This is a genomic window from Yoonia sp. SWMV100, assembly GCF_056108365.1.
The window spans coordinates 58,256-73,268 of the sequence record NZ_JBWBAQ010000008.1 but is presented as its reverse complement, the minus strand read 5'-3'; the positions used below and the strand labels follow the sequence as shown (position 1 = coordinate 73,268).

The following is a 15,013-nucleotide window of genomic DNA, read 5'->3' as shown; positions in this document are numbered from 1 at the left end:
AATGACAGCACCACAATTAAAAGATGTTTTTTTACAAAAAAAAAGCGCGTCAGAACATCTGACGCGCTTTTAAAACTCACTGAGTTGGCGATTAGCCTTTCAGTTTCGCAACTTCGGCTGCGAAATCTTCTTTTTCAACTTCAATGCCGTCACCGACTTCAAGGCGGGCGTAGCCAGTGATTTCAACGCCAGCTTCTTTGGCGGCCTGCGCCACGGTCAGATCTGGGTTCACCACAAACTGCTGGTTCAGCAATGTGACTTCAGCCATGAATTTCTGCATACGGCCAACGATCATCTTTTCGATCACAGCGTCTGGTTTGCCAGATTCACGCGCGATGTCGATCTGAACTTGCTTTTCTTTCTCGACTACAGCCGGATCAAGATCAGCCTCGGACAGGGACGCAGGGTTGACAGCGGCGATGTGCATTGCGACCTGACGGCCAAACGCGTCGTTGTCGCCATTCAACGCAACCAGAACACCGATGTTACCCATATCTGTGGCAGCGGCGTTGTGTACGTATGATACAACCGATGTGCCTTCCAGGACAGCCATACGGCGCACTGACATGTGTTCACCGATCACAGCCACTGCATCCGTTACAGTCTGTTCAACGGTTTTGCCGCCCAAATCAGCTGCTTTCAATGCGTCCAGATCGGATACACCCAGTGCTGCATTTGCGACGCTTGCAACCATTTTCTGGAAGTCTGCGTTTTTCGCAACAAAGTCGGTTTCAGAGTTCACTTCGACAGCGACGCCTTTGCCAGCGGAAACCGCGACAGCAACCAAACCTTCAGCAGCAGTACGGCCAGATTTTTTGGCAGCTTTGGCCAAACCTTTGGTGCGCAGCCAATCGACCGCAGCTTCCATATCGCCGTCTGTTTCGGTCAGCGCTTTTTTCGCGTCCATCATGCCTGCGCCAGTGCTGTCGCGCAGGTCCTTCACCATTGCAGCGGTGATTGCCATGTTACTTCTCCTTAAGCGGAATTCATATATCTGCGGGTGGGGACATAGGCCCCCTACCCGACTATTTTGTGACGCTTAGTTAGCTGCAGCTTCTTCAGCAACAACTTCTTCAGCGAATTCTTCCATGGCGCCCATATCAACACCAGCCGCACCCAGCTGCGCGGACATACCGTCCAGCGCTGCGCGTGCTGCAAGATCAAGGTACAAAGCGATGGCGCGTGCCGCGTCGTCGTTCCCTGGGATCACATAGTCGATACCGTCTGGTGAACAGTTGGTATCCACAACAGCCACAACCGGGATGCCCAGCTTTTTGGCTTCAAGGATGGCCAGGTCTTCTTTGTTCACGTCGATGATGAAGATCAGGTCAGGCACGCCGCCCATTTCGCGAATACCGCCAAGGGATGCTTCAAGTTTGCCTTGCTCGCGTTCCATGCCAAGACGCTCTTTCTTGGTCAGGCCAGCGAAACCGTTTGCAGAAGCTTCGTCAATCGCCTTCAGGCGGTTGATCGACTGCGAAACAGTCTGCCAGTTGGTCAGCGTGCCGCCGAGCCAACGGTGGTTCATGTAAAACTGTGCGGATTTCTCTGCGGCTTCCATGATAGGCTTTGCAGCCTGACGCTTGGTGCCAACAAAAAGAATGCGGCCGCCTTTGGCGACGGTGTCACGGATGACTTGCAGCGCCTGATCCAGCATTGGAACAGTCTGTGTCAGATCCATGATGTGGATGCCGTTGCGCGAACCGTAGATGTACTGACCCATTTTCGGGTTCCAGCGGGCGGTCTGGTGACCAAAGTGTACGCCTGCTTCAAGCAGTTGGCGCATGGAGAACTCAGGAAGAGCCATGTCTTTTTTCCTTTTCCGGTTTCTACCTCAGCGGGGGATTAGACGGATGTCCAACCGGTGGATCCTTTGGGATTTCTCCCCATCGGACCCGCCCCCGCCTGCGGGATTAAGTGCGTGCGCTTTAACTTGGCTTGGGACCGGATGCAACCCTTTTGGTCGCCTGCGGCACGCGTATTTCGTACAAAACGAGCAGGACGTTCAAAGAAACACCCTTTCGACGAACCAGTAGGCCCCGACTGCGGCGATTGCGACGGACGCAGGAACAGCCACGATGCGTCGGTACGCGTCCAGATGATCACGGAAATGGATCGATACCGCGCTTAATAGAAACACCATCGCCAGCGGTGCGGCGAACAGCCAAACCGGACCTTCGATCAGGCTTTGCAATGCAACTGGATTCATCACGGCCAAGACAGCGGCGATGGCGAATAGCACGGCATAAACAGCATAGCCCTGTCCCACCTCGTTTTTACCTCTGTCAACACGCAGCGCCTGCCAGACACACAGGAACATGACGGCGATCACCGCAAGTTGGCCCAGCTCGACACCGATGTTAAAGCCGATAAGCGCGGGTATGAAGGCGTTTTCAGGTAGCCCGAATTCGGCCAGCACCGATGCAAACCCCAGACCATGCAGCAACCCAAAGCCAAAGACGACAAAGGGGCGCCATGGGCTTAGTCCCTTTGCAAAGATATTTTCGACCGCGACAAAAACGATGGACGCCGCGATCAGCGGTTCCACGATGCTGCCGGGCAGCACGACATACCCCAAAGCCGCAAGCGCCAACGTCAGCGTATGTGCCAGCGTGAACAGCGAAACCTGGGTCAGCAACGGCCGTACACGGGCGGACAGGAAAAACAGGCCAAGGACGAACAGGATATGATCCAGCCCTTTTGGCACGATGTGGTCAAAACCGATCGGAATATAGCTGCCAAATACCTGCCAGCCTGTTTGCGCTGAACCGCCATCGATCAAAAACGGGTCAGAGACTTCTCCGCCGGCCAGCGTCCCTGTGTAGGGGGCATTGGCGATATCATTCTGGCGCACAATCAACGTACCATATTGTGCGGCCCACCCGATTTGCAGCGCTTCGGCGCCAGCCGGGTAGGTTCCGACCAAACTCAGCAGCGTGTTGCGCGGCGCGCCTTCGTTTTCGGCGGGATCAACAAGGGTTCCATTATCCCGCAGCGCAATCGGTTCACCATCGGCAAGAACAGTCAGGTTTTCCAAAAACGTCGGAAAATAGGCGTCAAACCTGTCGGCAATCTCTTGCGGTGCCATTGCGCGCAAGCTGTCATAATCGCTGGCGTTGTCCGCCTGATCCGTATCCTCGATCGCGCTTAGGTCGACGCCTGCCAGTATAGCCTCGGCGTTGACGTCGATTTCGATCATGATCTGCCCGTCAGCCGCCCGTAAATTCAGAATGCTGGGAAAGACCTCGTGGGCGTGCACTGCATTTGTCATCACAATGAACGTGATCACGCTTGACATCACGGCGTGGAAAACGACCCTTGCCATGTTAGATAAGGAAACACCTATGCGCATTTTTGCTCTTCTCTTTTCGGTCTTGGCTGTGCCTGCGGCGGCCCACGAGTTTTGGCTAGAGCCCACGACCTATCAAATTCCCGTTGAGGGTAGCCTTGAGGCTGACGTTGTCAATGGTCAGGACTTTGGGGGCACAAAATTAGTGTATTTTCCGCAAAGGTTTACACGGTTTGCCGTCTTCGCCGGAGACATGACCGCAAATGTCGAAGGTCGTGCAGGTGACCGGCCTGCCCTTCATCAGCCTGCCTTGGCCGAAGGGTTGAATGTTGTCGCCTATCAAGCGGTCAACGCAACGGTCGATTATGCAGCTTGGGAAAAGTTTCAAAGCTTTGTTGATCACAAGGATTTGGGCGATGTCCTGACGCGCCACCGCGAACGCGGGCTACCCGAAGCGGGTTTTGAAGAAGTCTATTCGCGCTATTCCAAAACTCTGATTGGTGTCGGCAACAGCATCGGTGCCGACAGCCGCACCGGGCTTGAGACGGAAATTGTTGCGCTTACTAATCCCTATACCGACGATCTGTCTGGCGGGTTCAAGATCCAGCTATTTTATCGCCAAGATGTGCGTGCCGAAACCCAGATCGAGGTCTTTGAGAAGACCCCCGCGGGCGACGTGAGCGTGGCTTTTTACCGCACGGATTCTGACGGGATCGCCACGTTTCCTGTCGCCACCGGCAACAGCTATATGGTTGACGCGGTTGTGTTGCGCGAACCGGCCGCAGTGCTGCAAGAAGAAACAGGGGCGGTCTGGGAAACCTTATGGGCTAACCTGACCTTTGCGGTCCCTGAATGAGGGATGGTCTGCGCCAAAAAATCATCGCGGTGTGCAATCAGAAAATTGTCCAAAAGGGCGAAACGGTTGGGCTGTCTTTTTACGCGTTCTTCGCAAACCGCAACGATAATCCCGCACTGTTAATGGAGGCAGCCCGCTGGTGGATCGAAACCCATCAACTTGACCACTTTGAAAAGGCGGTCAAGATCAGGCAAATGGTAACGGCAGGACAGTAACCTGTCGCTTGCGCATTTCTTGCGCCTCGGTCAGAACGGGCAAATGACACAGCAACCTGACATTCTTTGTATTGGATCCGTCCTGTGGGACGTGATCGGGCGCACGGCGAGTTCGATGCGCGTGGGATCAGACGTACCCGGGCGTATCACCCGCCTGCCCGGCGGCGTCGCGATGAACATCGCCATGACGCTGCGCCGGTTCGGGATGACCCCGGCATTATTGACGTCGATCGGGCGCGATCCCGAAGGTGACGAACTGGTCAATGACGCTGTGCGGATGGGCATGATCTGTGATCATATCTATCGCTCCGAAGACCTGCCTACGGATGTCTATATGGCGATAGAGGGCGCAAATGGTCTGATCGCGGCCATCGCCGACGCGCATTCCCTTGAGGCGTCGGGTGAAAAAATCCTGCGCCCGCTGGCAAACGGTGCGCTTGGCACCGCCGAGGCGCCTTATGTTGGCACCGTCGCACTGGATGGGAATTTAACCGAAGAATTGCTGCAAACCATCGCGACATCGCCCCTGTTCAAATCCGCTGACCTGCGCGTGGCGCCCGCGTCTCCGGGCAAGGCGGAAAGGTTGCTTGCGCTTCTTGGGCATCCATCCGCAACGCTTTACGTAAACCTTGAAGAGGCGGGATTGCTTTGCCAAACCCGCTTTGACGATAGCACCACTGCCGCTGCGGGCTTGATTGCACGCGGTGCACACCGCGTTTTGGTCACGGATGGCGGGAAATCCGCGTCCGAAGGGACGCTTGGCGACATTATTACCCAAACCCCGCCTGCTGTTATGGTGACACGCGTTACCGGCGCAGGCGATACTTTTATGGCGGCGCATATCGTGTCCGAAGCCCAAGGCATGGACCGACCCGCCGCATTGACCCGCGCACTGAACGCCGCGGCGACCTACGTATCCGGAGAAACACCCCTATGATGAACATCACCTATAGCGCCGAAGTGGCCAGTGCCCGTGCCGCTGGCACCGCGATTGTGGCCTTGGAAAGCACAATCATCACCCACGGCATGCCGTTTCCGCAGAACGTTGAAACCGCGCGTTTGGTCGAAGACGATATTCGCAGCGCAGGCGCGACCCCCGCCACAATCGCTGTCATGAACGGCGTTTTGCACATCGGTCTCGAGGCGGACCAGCTCGACAGCCTTGGACAGGCAGAAAACGTCGCAAAACTGTCGCGGGCTGATATGGCGGCCTGTATGGCAACCGGCGGCACCGGTGCCACGACCGTGGCCGCAACCATGATCGCGGCACAGATGGCGGGCATTCACGTCTTTGCAACGGGCGGTATCGGCGGCGTGCACCGTGGTGCAGAAGACAGCTTTGATATTTCCGCAGACCTGCATGAACTGGCGCAGACGGCAGTGACGGTCGTCGCTGCGGGCGCCAAGGCAATATTGGACCTGCCCAAAACATTCGAAGTGCTGGAAACGCTGGGTGTACCCGTGATCGCGTATCGCCAAGACACATTGCCCGCATTCTGGTCAGCGCAATCGAACATGCCCGCACCGCTGCGGATGGACAGCGCCGCAGATATTGCGCGCGCGCAACTGATGCGCACCGCGATGGGGCTAAAGGGTGGGCAATTGGTGACAAACCCGATTCCACAGGCAGATCAAATTCCGGCGGGTGAACTGGCCCCGATCATTTCCCAAGCATTGGCCGAAGCCGAGGCACAAAATATCAACGCCAAGGCCGTGACCCCGTTCTTGCTGGGGCGTATTTTTGAACTGACCGACGGGCGGTCATTGACCGCAAATATAGCACTGGTACGTAATAACGCCCGTTTGGCGGCACAAATCGCCATCGCGATGGGGCAAGTGGGCGAAAACAACTGATGCGATGGTTGTGACGGGTTCTGTGCGCGCCTAAATGTAGGCGAGTGTTTTTTGAAAGAATAATTGATGACCGCACCCGCACCTGACGACAGTAAACGCCGGCATAAATCCGGAATTCTGTCGGGTCTCCGCCGGAATTTTCTGGCAGGGCTGATTATTGTCGCGCCGATCGGCTTGACGCTGTGGCTGATCTGGACGGTCGTCGGTTGGATCGACAGCTGGGTGTGGCCGTTTGTGCCGGACGCCTACCAACCAGAACAGTTGGTAAACCGCTTGCTCGGCCGCACACCACCCAATGAAATCACCGTCAATGTCCGCGGCATTGGCGTGTTTATCTTTCTGATCTTTACCGTTCTGGTGGGCTGGATTGGCAAGGGGCTGATGGGGCGGTCGTTTATTCGGTTTGGCGAACGGTATGTTGACCGGATGCCGGTTATCCGATCCGTCTATAACGCAGCCAAACAGCTTGCGGAAACAGTGTTTTCCCAACGCGATACCTCGTTCGACAAGGCATGTTTGGTTGAATACCCGCGCCCCGGAATATGGGCCATTGCGTTTGTGTCGACCAATGCCAAAGGCGAGATCGCCGAAAAGCTCAGCAACGGCGAACAGATCGTCACCGTCTTTCTGCCCACAACGCCAAACCCGACATCGGGCTTTTTGCTGTTTCTACCGCTTAGCGAAGTCAGGATATTGGACATGACAGTCGAAGACGCGGCCAAGCTGGTGATTTCCGCAGGGCTTGTCTATCCGAAAGCGGCGACAGAATCGATCGCGGACCAACCCTGATGTTCGGCGCAAGCCTGACGGGCTTTGCCACCGGATTTAGCCTGATTTTGGCAATCGGTGCGCAAAATGCGTTTGTGTTGCGGCAGGGTTTGGCGCGCAATCACGTGTTTTGGCTGTGTCTGCTGTGTGCGGGCTCTGATGCATTGCTGATCGCAGCGGGTGTTTTCGGATTTGGGGCGGTCGTTGACCTCTATCCGCTGTTGCCCCGAATAATGACGTGGGGTGGCGCGGCGTTCTTGATTGTCTATGGCGCGATGCGGCTTTGGGCTGCATATCTGGGCGAATACGCACTGCAAATCGCTGGAAAATCATCAGGACTTTGGGCGACGCTGGCCACCGCAGCCGCGCTGACATGGCTGAATCCCCACGTCTACCTTGATACCTTGGGGCTGATTGGTGCCATTTCTGTTCAATATGTGGACGCCGCGCAAAAGATCGCCTTTGGCGTCGGTGCCATCATCGCGTCATTCGTATTTTTCTTTAGCCTTGGCTACGGTGCGCGGCTGCTGGCACCGATCACGCAATCTGCCAAAGCTTGGCGCGTGCTGGACGTGCTGATTGGTCTGGTGATGTGGGCCTTGGCGGTTAAGCTGCTTAGCTGAACATATCCGTCAGGTTCACTGTTGCGCGTTCATTCAGATCTGCTTTGTGCTTTTGTAAAAAGGCGTCGGCACCCGCCTCTCCTGCCTCGCGCAGACGCCCCAAAACCACAGGGGTCGGGATCGTCTTTGTTGCAACGCTGAGCGTGTTCATCAACTGATCATCCGCAATCATATGCACCAGTACCTTTTTCATGGCACCCTGCGGCATCACACCGTCTGAAATCAACCGTGCCACAAAATCGATTGCGCGCAATTCCCGCAACAGGCTGCTGTTAAAGCTGATTTCGTTTACCCTGTTTTGGATCGACTGGACATCCATAGGCAGGTCATTACGGTAAAGCGGATTGATATTTACGATCAGAATATCGTCCGGTAAGTGTTTGTCAAACAATGGAAAAAGAGCGGGATTTCCGGTGTATCCACCGTCCCAAAATGCTTCGGTTTTGCCCGTTTGCGGGTCGGTAAATTCAACAGCTTGAAACAGGCTTGGCAAGCAGGCCGATGCCATAATGACATCTGTCGATATTTCATCACCCGTGAATACACGAATTTTCCCGGACCGGACGTTGGTTGCGCAAATATGCAATTCTGGCCCGGCTTGGGTACAAATCGTGTCATAATGAAACCGGTTAACGATTTTTTCCAACGGGTTACGCGCAGCAGGTCCATAAGCATAGGGCGACATCATACGCGTGGTGAAATCAAAGGCGGCATAGGCCGGCGAATATTCGATCGCCTTTGCCCATAGATGCGCAGTCGACCCCAGTGACGACACCCACGCGGTCAGACGCGGGTCGGTGATTGCCCCCACCTGCCCCCACAGCCATGCCAGATTATCAATCGCTCCTTGGCGGCCGCCTTCGACCAAGCCCGACTTGAGAGCGGCGGCATTCAGCGCCCCCGCAGAGGTCCCTGAAATGGCCGCGATCTCGATATCATCTTCCTGCAGCAAGCGGTTCAGCACACCCCACGTGAACGCACCATGCGCCCCGCCCCCCTGCAGGGCAAGGTTTATGCGTTTCACAGCGCGGTCCAGCCGCCATCAACGCTGATTGTTGTGCCGGTGATCTGCGTCGCCGCGTCAGAACACAAGAAAACCGCAGTACCCCCGAGTTGTTCCACCGTTGCAAATTCTTTCGATGGCTGCCGTTCCAAGAGAACCTTTTTGATCACATCCTCGCGCGACATCCCATATTCTTTCATCGTGTCGGGGATTTGGGCCTCGACCAAGGGGGTCAGGACATAACCGGGGCAAATGGCGTTGCAGGTGATCGGGTCTTGCGCGGTTTCAAGCCCGACAGTTTTGGTTAACCCGACAATCCCGTGTTTCGCCGCGACATAGGCCGATTTATACGGGGATGCGGTCAAACCATGCGCTGAGGCGATATTGATGATCCGTCCCCAACCGCGTTCGCGCATACCCGTGACGGCGGCTGCGGTGGTGTGAAACGCCGAACTGAGGTTGATCGCGATAATCGCATCCCACTTGGCGGGGGAAAACGACTCGATCGGCGAAACGTGTTGAATGCCCGCATTGTTGATCAAAATATCGCAACCCCCGGCAGCAACAATTAACCGACGGCAATCATCGCCATTGGACATATCCGCCTGCACATATTTCGCGTCAACACCGCAGACGTCTGCTATTTCAGCGGCCAATGCGTGGTCTTCGGACGTATCGGTGAATGAATTGATCACCACATTGGCCCCGGCTTTGGCCAATTCGCGGGCCACACCCAGCCCGATCCCTGAATTTGACCCGGTGATAACGGCAGTTTTTCCCGAAAGTGACATGAACTTCGCTCCCAACAGTTGCTTTGCGACTCACTGTACATGCTGCAACTGCAAAGGCCACTATCAGTGTTCATCGCCAATAAAAAAACGCCCGCACAAGGCGGGCGTAAAGTTATTGAGGCAGGTTTCATACAGGCAAGAAACCTATCGAGCAGTAACACCTTTATAAGCAATCATCTGCGCGGCTCCAAGCTAAAAGTTTGAAAAGACTGAAAAGCCGCTTTACGATGAAAGACGACACACAAAATAATCATAACGGGGCACATCATATGACATCGCATTTTCATCGCCGCTGGCGCGGGCTTACCGCCGTCGCGGCATTTGTTTCGGCAGGCACGTTCGCCATCGCCGAGCCGCAACATGGCATAGCTATGTATGGTGATCCGGCACTACCACCGGATTTTGCGTCTATGCCTTACGTGAACCCGACAGCGCCATCGGGCGGGCACATCACCACCGCAGAGATCGGCAGCTTTGACAGCTTGAACCCGTTCATCCGCAAAGGGTCCGTTCCGTGGCAATTGCGCTACTTCGTCGGCGAAAGCTTTATGGGCCGCAGCCTCGATGAACCTTTCACACTTTACGGTGTTTTAGCCGAATCGGTCGAAACCGGGCCGAATCGTGAATGGGTTGAATTTACCCTGCGTGAAGGCGCGACATTCTCGGACGGCAGCCCGGTGACGATCGAAGATGCAATGTGGTCCTATGAAACCTTGGGCACCATCGGCCACCCCCGCTATCTGGGCTTCTGGACCAAAGTTGCCAGCATGGAACAAACCGGGGAACGGTCTATGCGGCTGACGTTTAATACGGACGACCGCGAATTGGTTTTGCTGGCCGGAATGCGCCCGATTTTGAAAAAGGCCCAGTGGGACGGCGTCGATTTCGCAGAAAGCACCACCGAGATCGTGCCGATCACGTCGGCCCCTTATGTGATCGACAGTTTTGAGGCGGGCCGCTTTGTGTCATTGCGGCGGAACCCGGATTATTGGGGGAACGATGTACCATTCCGCGTGGGTACCAACAACATCGACGAAGTCCGGCTTGAATTCTTTGGCGATGAGACCGCCGCATTCGAAGCGTTCAAAGTCGGCGAAGTAAATTCGAACCGTGAAACCAACGTCGCCCGTTGGGAAAGTCAGTATAACTTTCCTGCCGTCCAGAACGGCGATGTCGTCTTGTCTGTACTGCCGCATGAACGCCCATCAGGGATGACGGGGTTTGTCATGAATACCCGTAAACCGCAGTTTGCCGATTGGCGGGTGCGCGACGCGATGATTCAAATTTTCAACTTTGAATTTATCAATGAAACAATGACCGGTTCGGCACAGCCGCGCATTACATCGTATTGGTCGAACTCGCCGCTGGCGATGTCGCACGATGCGGCCACTGGCCGGGTGCGCGAATTTCTGGAACCCTTTGCTGCTGATCTAATCCCCGGTACGCTGGATGGCTACAGCCTGCCTGTTGCGGACGGTAGCGAACGTAACCGTGCCGGCACCGCGGCCGCGCTTGAACAACTGGCCGCTGCGGGTTGGACAGTCCAAGACGGGGTTCTAAAAGACACCGACGGCACAGTTTTCACCTTTGAAATATTGCTGCAACAGGGCGGCGCCGAAAATCAATCGATCATCGACATGTATATGGAATCGCTGAAACGGATTGGGGTAAACGCGACAGTGACCATGACCGACAGCGCACAATACAAAGAACGCACCGACGCCTACGACTTTGACATGACCTATTTCCAGCGGTCATCGTCGCTGTCGCCCGGCAATGAACAATACACCTATTACGGGTCCGAATATGCCAACGAACCCGGCGGGCGGAATTTGATGGGCGTGCAATCGCCCGCAGTCGACGCGATGATCGGTCGCTTGCTTACGTCAGAAAGCCAGGACGACTTTGTCGCAGCCGTCAAAGCGCTTGATCGGACGCTGACTGCCGGGCGCTATGTGATCCCGATTTACCAATGGAACATCAGCCGGATCGCGCATTCGAAAAATCTGCACTTTCCTGACACCATGCCGATCTTTGGCGACTGGCCGGGTTGGCAACCTGACGTTTGGTGGTATTCCGAAGACTAACCCCCCGGCCCCGCCGTCATGGATTTGTTACAATCGATCCTTAGGCGGGGCCGAACCCACGTCAGTCTTAAAGGCCCGTCATGCATAAATATTTTGCCGAAACCCTTGGCACCGCGTTTCTATTGGTCGGTGTGATCGGATCTGGTATTATGGGCGATACCCTATCGGGGGGAAATGTCGCGATTGCGCTTTTGGCCAACGCGATTGCAACGGGGTGCATCCTTTACGCGATTATCACCACGCTTGGGCCGATTTCAGGGGCGCACTTTAACCCCGCCGTCACGCTGGCCTTTGTGCTGCGCCGCGAAATCACCCTGACGGATGCGGGCGCCTACGTTATGGCGCAGATTTTCGGCGGTTTGCTGGGCGTCTGGGCGGCGCATATGATGTTTGACCTGCCCATCATGCAGGTCGCGACCACAGACCGGACCGGAGCCGCACAATGGTTTTCTGAAATTCTGGCAACCTTCGGCTTGCTCTTTGTCATCTTTGGCGGGATCAAATCAAAACCGGATGCCGTGCCAACGTTGGTCGCGCTTTATATCACAGGGGCCTATTGGTTTACATCATCAACCAGTTTCGCTAACCCGGCCGTCACGATCGCGCGCGGTTTCAGCGATACATTTGCAGGGATCAACCCCGCGCATATCCCGATGTTCATCGTGATGCAGCTGATCGGGGTTGGCATCGGCGCGCTAATCCTGCCGTGGCTGTTTCAGCGCCAGACCTAGACCCAACGCGTCAGGTCAGCGATGTCACCCACAAGATTGTCGCATCCTCAGGGCTAAGTGACACAACATTATGGCCCATCGCCGCATCGTAATAGGCACTGTCACCACGTTTCAGTTCGATCGGCTCGTAAAATTCTGTGTAAAGCCGGATATGTCCCGTCAGCACATACAAAAATTCTTCGCCGTCGTGTCGGACCCAGCCGTCAAAATCTTCCATTTTGCGGGCACGAATGCGGGCGCGGTATGGCAGCATCTTTTTGGTCGTTAACGCCTCTGCCAGCATCGCGTGCTCATAGGTGGTGGTGATTTTCGTGCCCTCATCACCATTGCGCGTCACCGCCATCCGACCGTTCACCTGCCCCTTGGATGGCGGCGTAAACAGTTGCGGGACTGAAATCTCTAATCCCACCGCCAATTTCTTAAGCGCGTCATAGGTTGGCGACATCTGCCCGTTCTCGATTTTGGACAGGGTCGATCGCGCGAGGCCCGCCTGCTGGGCCGCCTGTTCAAGCGTCCAATCGCGGGCCTTGCGCAATTCGCGCACCCGCGCGCCCAAATCCAGCGGTTGCGCAATCGTGTTATCCCCGTTTTCATGGGCCACGCGGATCAGGTTTTTAGGGTCAGGTTCAGACATATCCAGGTCATAATGGGCGTTATGATCCGTTGCAACAGCACAGATTTCGCTGTGCATTTCCGCACGACTTCTGCTCTGGTCCTCGGACAGGAACATGCTATGACCTTTCGGGTTAGTCTTGGGCGTCGCCGCGCCAAAACCACACATCAGGAGCCCCACTATGGTCAAACTCGACATCATTTCCGACCCGATCTGCCCATGGTGTTATATCGGCAAAACCAATCTGGACGCGGCGCTGCGTGATGTTCCCGATCACCCATTCGTTATTGAATGGCACCCGTTTCAGCTGAACCCTGATATGCCCGCTGGCGGCATGGACCGGCGCACCTATCTGGAAACCAAATTCGGCGGCAAAGACGCCGCGATCAAAGCCTATGCACCGGTCGCTGACGCCGCACAAAAAGCAGGGGCTGTCATCAACTTTGACGCCATGCAGGTCACGCCCAACACGATCGACGCACACCGCCTTATTCATTGGGCAGGTATTGAGCAGCGCCAATCATATGTCGTGGATTTGCTGTTCAAGGCGTATTTTGTCGAAGGGCGCGATATCGGCAGTCACGAGGTCTTGGCCGACATTGCCGATACCGCGGAAATGGATGCGGCCATGGTGACAAAACTGCTCGCGTCAGCGGCGGACGCCGACGATATTCGGGCCCGCGACGCCCATAGCCGCAAAATGGGCGTGAATGCGGTGCCAACTTTTATTGTTGCCCATAAACACGCGGTCCCCGGCGCACAGCCGCCCGAGGTTTGGGCCAATGTGATCCGCGACGTGATGCGGGAAACCGGCGATCTGTGATGCGCCAACCGCAGCCAGCATGGCATAATAACGACAGGCATCAGGTGGCGCTCGCGCCCTAGGGGTTCCTGCACCTCGAATCCTGTGTCTGCTGTCTGAAACAGCAGATCGTTTGTCTTTTTTGCTGGAACCCCCTTATGAAACGCCTTCCTCAGACTGAATTCATTGCCTTGATGGCAATGTTGGCCGCGACCGTTGCTTTTTCCATCGACGCAATGCTGCCCGCGCTGCCCCAAATTGGCCGCGACCTTACCCCGCTTGACCTTAACCGCGCGCAACTGATCATCACCAGCTTTGTGCTGGGAATGGGGGTCGGGACGTTGTTCACCGGACCTTTGTCAGACGCCTTCGGGCGCAAGCCCGTGATGGTTGGCGGCGCAATCATTTACGTGGTCGCCTGTGCGATCGCCTGGTTCGCCCAAAGTCTAGAGGTGATGTTGATCGCCCGCGTGATCCAAGGCCTCGGCGCAGCAGGCCCTCGCGTCGTCGCGATGGCGCTGGTGCGTGACCTATACAGTGGTCGCGATATGGCGCGGATCATGTCATTTGTGATGGTGGTGTTTTCAGTGGTCCCTGCGCTGGCACCCACGATCGGTCATTACATCATCGTCGCTTTTGGATGGCGGGCTATTTTTGCTGCATTCGTGTTGTTTTCGACCATCACGGTCATCTGGTTGGTGATGCGCCAACCCGAAACACTCCCCGCCGAAAAACGGCGCCCGCTGAGCATCACCGCGCTGATCGCGGCGGTACGCGAAATGTTTGCGCACCGCACGGCGCGCCTGTCGATCTTGGTGCAGACCCTGACATTTGCGATGCTATTCACCGTAATTTCGTCAACGCAGCAGGTCTTTGACCAAACCTTTGGCCAAGGCGATGTGTTTCATCTGTGGTTTGGCGGCATTGCCATCTTTGCGTCAACAGCCAGTGTTCTCAATGCGCGACTGGTGGTGCGGCTGGGGATGCGGGCGATCATCAAGGCCATGTACACCGCCCAAATCGGGCTTACGCTCCTGATGATCGCGATCACAATGATCGACGGCCCCTACTGGCTCAGTTTTGGTGTTTACGTGTTGTGGGTGACCGGCAACTTTTTTCAGGCGGGTCTGACGATCGGGAACTTGAACGCCCTTGCGATGGAAGAAATGGGTCATATCGCGGGCCTCGCGGCCTCGGTGATTGCGGCTGTGGCCACTGTCGGCGCCGTGCTGATTGCGGCCCCTATCGCCTTGATGTTCGATGGCACCCCGATGCCGATGGCGCTTGGCGCGCTGGTCTGCGCAAGCCTCGCACTCTGGCTGACCACATTGATCAAACGCCCAGGCGAGGCATAACCCCTCGCTTTGTCTGAAATACTCGA

General features: G+C 55.9%; 16 protein-coding genes. 10 read left to right on the top strand and 6 right to left on the bottom strand.

The window, feature by feature from the left end; translation table 11 throughout:
- Window positions 1-91 precede the first annotated feature (91 nt).
- From tsf to ACXJGX_RS15780, 3 genes are all read right to left on the bottom strand, one after another.
- Complete coding sequence (tsf, locus tag ACXJGX_RS15790; RefSeq protein WP_474783421.1) at window positions 92-964, bottom strand: translation elongation factor Ts; 873 nt, start codon at window positions 962-964, stop codon at window positions 92-94.
- 75 nt (window positions 965-1,039) lie between these two features.
- Window positions 1,040-1,807, bottom strand: a complete 768-nt coding sequence (gene rpsB, locus ACXJGX_RS15785) for a 30S ribosomal protein S2 (RefSeq protein ID WP_474783419.1) — start codon at window positions 1,805-1,807, stop codon at window positions 1,040-1,042.
- A 198-nt stretch (window positions 1,808-2,005) separates the two neighbouring features.
- A complete protein-coding gene (locus tag ACXJGX_RS15780; protein WP_474783417.1) occupies window positions 2,006-3,325 on the bottom strand; it encodes a HupE/UreJ family protein in 1,320 nt (439 codons plus the stop codon).
- Window positions 3,326-3,344: 19 nt separating this feature from the next.
- Here ACXJGX_RS15780 and ACXJGX_RS15775 point away from each other — a divergent pair, with 19 nt between their 5' ends.
- The 6 genes from ACXJGX_RS15775 (at window position 3,345) to ACXJGX_RS15750 (ending at window position 7,605) form a co-directional block, all read left to right on the top strand.
- The gene (locus ACXJGX_RS15775) at window positions 3,345-4,145 is read left to right on the top strand and encodes a DUF4198 domain-containing protein (protein ID WP_474783415.1); all 801 of its coding nucleotides are present in this window, start codon (window positions 3,345-3,347) and stop codon (window positions 4,143-4,145) included.
- The gene (locus ACXJGX_RS15770) at window positions 4,142-4,360 is read left to right on the top strand and encodes a DUF6500 family protein (protein WP_474783413.1); all 219 of its coding nucleotides are present in this window, start codon (window positions 4,142-4,144) and stop codon (window positions 4,358-4,360) included. The genes ACXJGX_RS15775 and ACXJGX_RS15770 overlap by 4 nt, the downstream gene beginning before the upstream one ends.
- A gap of 43 nt (window positions 4,361-4,403) precedes the next feature.
- Window positions 4,404-5,297, top strand: coding sequence for a PfkB family carbohydrate kinase (locus tag ACXJGX_RS15765; protein ID WP_474783411.1), 894 nt, complete (start codon window positions 4,404-4,406; stop codon window positions 5,295-5,297).
- Entirely contained in the window at window positions 5,294-6,214 is a 921-nt protein-coding gene (locus ACXJGX_RS15760; protein WP_474783409.1) for a pseudouridine-5'-phosphate glycosidase, read from the top strand. The genes ACXJGX_RS15765 and ACXJGX_RS15760 overlap by 4 nt, the downstream gene beginning before the upstream one ends.
- A 66-nt stretch (window positions 6,215-6,280) precedes the next feature.
- A complete protein-coding gene (locus tag ACXJGX_RS15755; RefSeq protein ID WP_474783407.1) occupies window positions 6,281-7,003 on the top strand; it encodes a DUF502 domain-containing protein in 723 nt (240 codons plus the stop codon).
- Window positions 7,003-7,605, top strand: coding sequence for a LysE/ArgO family amino acid transporter (locus ACXJGX_RS15750; protein WP_474783405.1), 603 nt, complete (start codon window positions 7,003-7,005; stop codon window positions 7,603-7,605). The genes ACXJGX_RS15755 and ACXJGX_RS15750 overlap by 1 nt, the downstream gene beginning before the upstream one ends.
- On the opposite strand, the gene ACXJGX_RS15745 is transcribed toward ACXJGX_RS15750, so the two are convergent.
- Window positions 7,598-8,629: a patatin-like phospholipase family protein gene (locus tag ACXJGX_RS15745; RefSeq protein WP_474783403.1), complete on the bottom strand. Its 1,032-nt coding sequence runs from the start codon at window positions 8,627-8,629 to the stop codon at window positions 7,598-7,600. The genes ACXJGX_RS15750 and ACXJGX_RS15745 overlap by 8 nt on opposite strands.
- Window positions 8,626-9,399 (bottom strand): 3-hydroxybutyrate dehydrogenase, encoded by a 774-nt coding sequence (locus ACXJGX_RS15740; RefSeq protein WP_474783401.1) that lies wholly within the window; start codon window positions 9,397-9,399, stop codon window positions 8,626-8,628. Before ACXJGX_RS15740 ends, ACXJGX_RS15745 begins: the two co-directional genes overlap by 4 nt.
- Window positions 9,400-9,668: 269 nt before the next feature.
- Here ACXJGX_RS15740 and ACXJGX_RS15735 point away from each other — a divergent pair, with 269 nt between their 5' ends.
- The gene (locus tag ACXJGX_RS15735; RefSeq protein WP_474783459.1) at window positions 9,669-11,486 is read left to right on the top strand and encodes an extracellular solute-binding protein; all 1,818 of its coding nucleotides are present in this window, start codon (window positions 9,669-9,671) and stop codon (window positions 11,484-11,486) included.
- A gap of 80 nt (window positions 11,487-11,566) precedes the next feature.
- Window positions 11,567-12,217, top strand: a complete 651-nt coding sequence (locus ACXJGX_RS15730; protein ID WP_474783399.1) for an aquaporin — start codon at window positions 11,567-11,569, stop codon at window positions 12,215-12,217.
- Window positions 12,218-12,227: 10 nt separating this feature from the next.
- On the opposite strand, the gene ACXJGX_RS15725 is transcribed toward ACXJGX_RS15730, so the two are convergent.
- The gene (locus tag ACXJGX_RS15725) at window positions 12,228-12,851 is read right to left on the bottom strand and encodes a helix-turn-helix domain-containing protein (RefSeq protein WP_474783397.1); all 624 of its coding nucleotides are present in this window, start codon (window positions 12,849-12,851) and stop codon (window positions 12,228-12,230) included.
- Window positions 12,852-13,011: 160 nt separating this feature from the next.
- Here ACXJGX_RS15725 and ACXJGX_RS15720 point away from each other — a divergent pair, with 160 nt between their 5' ends.
- Together ACXJGX_RS15720 and ACXJGX_RS15715 are read left to right on the top strand one after the other, a co-directional pair.
- Window positions 13,012-13,653, top strand: coding sequence for a DsbA family oxidoreductase (locus ACXJGX_RS15720; RefSeq protein WP_474783395.1), 642 nt, complete (start codon window positions 13,012-13,014; stop codon window positions 13,651-13,653).
- 137 nt (window positions 13,654-13,790) lie between these two features.
- Window positions 13,791-14,987, top strand: a complete 1,197-nt coding sequence (locus ACXJGX_RS15715; protein WP_474783393.1) for a multidrug effflux MFS transporter — start codon at window positions 13,791-13,793, stop codon at window positions 14,985-14,987.
- Window positions 14,988-15,013 lie beyond the last annotated feature (26 nt).

Coding starts and splice junctions, on each gene's coding strand:
- ACXJGX_RS15770 (WP_474783413.1), top strand. CDS start 4,142: ATGAGGGATGGTCTGCGCCAAAAAATCATCGCGGTGTGCAATCAGAAA.
- ACXJGX_RS15760 (WP_474783409.1), top strand. CDS start 5,294: ATGATGAACATCACCTATAGCGCCGAAGTGGCCAGTGCCCGTGCCGCT.
- ACXJGX_RS15780 (WP_474783417.1), bottom strand. CDS start 3,325: ATGGCAAGGGTCGTTTTCCACGCCGTGATGTCAAGCGTGATCACGTTC.
- rpsB (WP_474783419.1), bottom strand. CDS start 1,807: ATGGCTCTTCCTGAGTTCTCCATGCGCCAACTGCTTGAAGCAGGCGTA.
- tsf (WP_474783421.1), bottom strand. CDS start 964: ATGGCAATCACCGCTGCAATGGTGAAGGACCTGCGCGACAGCACTGGC.
- ACXJGX_RS15715 (WP_474783393.1), top strand. CDS start 13,791: ATGAAACGCCTTCCTCAGACTGAATTCATTGCCTTGATGGCAATGTTG.
- ACXJGX_RS15725 (WP_474783397.1), bottom strand. CDS start 12,851: ATGTCTGAACCTGACCCTAAAAACCTGATCCGCGTGGCCCATGAAAAC.
- ACXJGX_RS15750 (WP_474783405.1), top strand. CDS start 7,003: ATGTTCGGCGCAAGCCTGACGGGCTTTGCCACCGGATTTAGCCTGATT.
- ACXJGX_RS15765 (WP_474783411.1), top strand. CDS start 4,404: ATGACACAGCAACCTGACATTCTTTGTATTGGATCCGTCCTGTGGGAC.
- ACXJGX_RS15755 (WP_474783407.1), top strand. CDS start 6,281: ATGACCGCACCCGCACCTGACGACAGTAAACGCCGGCATAAATCCGGA.
- ACXJGX_RS15740 (WP_474783401.1), bottom strand. CDS start 9,399: ATGTCACTTTCGGGAAAAACTGCCGTTATCACCGGGTCAAATTCAGGG.
- ACXJGX_RS15735 (WP_474783459.1), top strand. CDS start 9,669: ATGACATCGCATTTTCATCGCCGCTGGCGCGGGCTTACCGCCGTCGCG.
- ACXJGX_RS15775 (WP_474783415.1), top strand. CDS start 3,345: ATGCGCATTTTTGCTCTTCTCTTTTCGGTCTTGGCTGTGCCTGCGGCG.
- ACXJGX_RS15730 (WP_474783399.1), top strand. CDS start 11,567: ATGCATAAATATTTTGCCGAAACCCTTGGCACCGCGTTTCTATTGGTC.
- ACXJGX_RS15720 (WP_474783395.1), top strand. CDS start 13,012: ATGGTCAAACTCGACATCATTTCCGACCCGATCTGCCCATGGTGTTAT.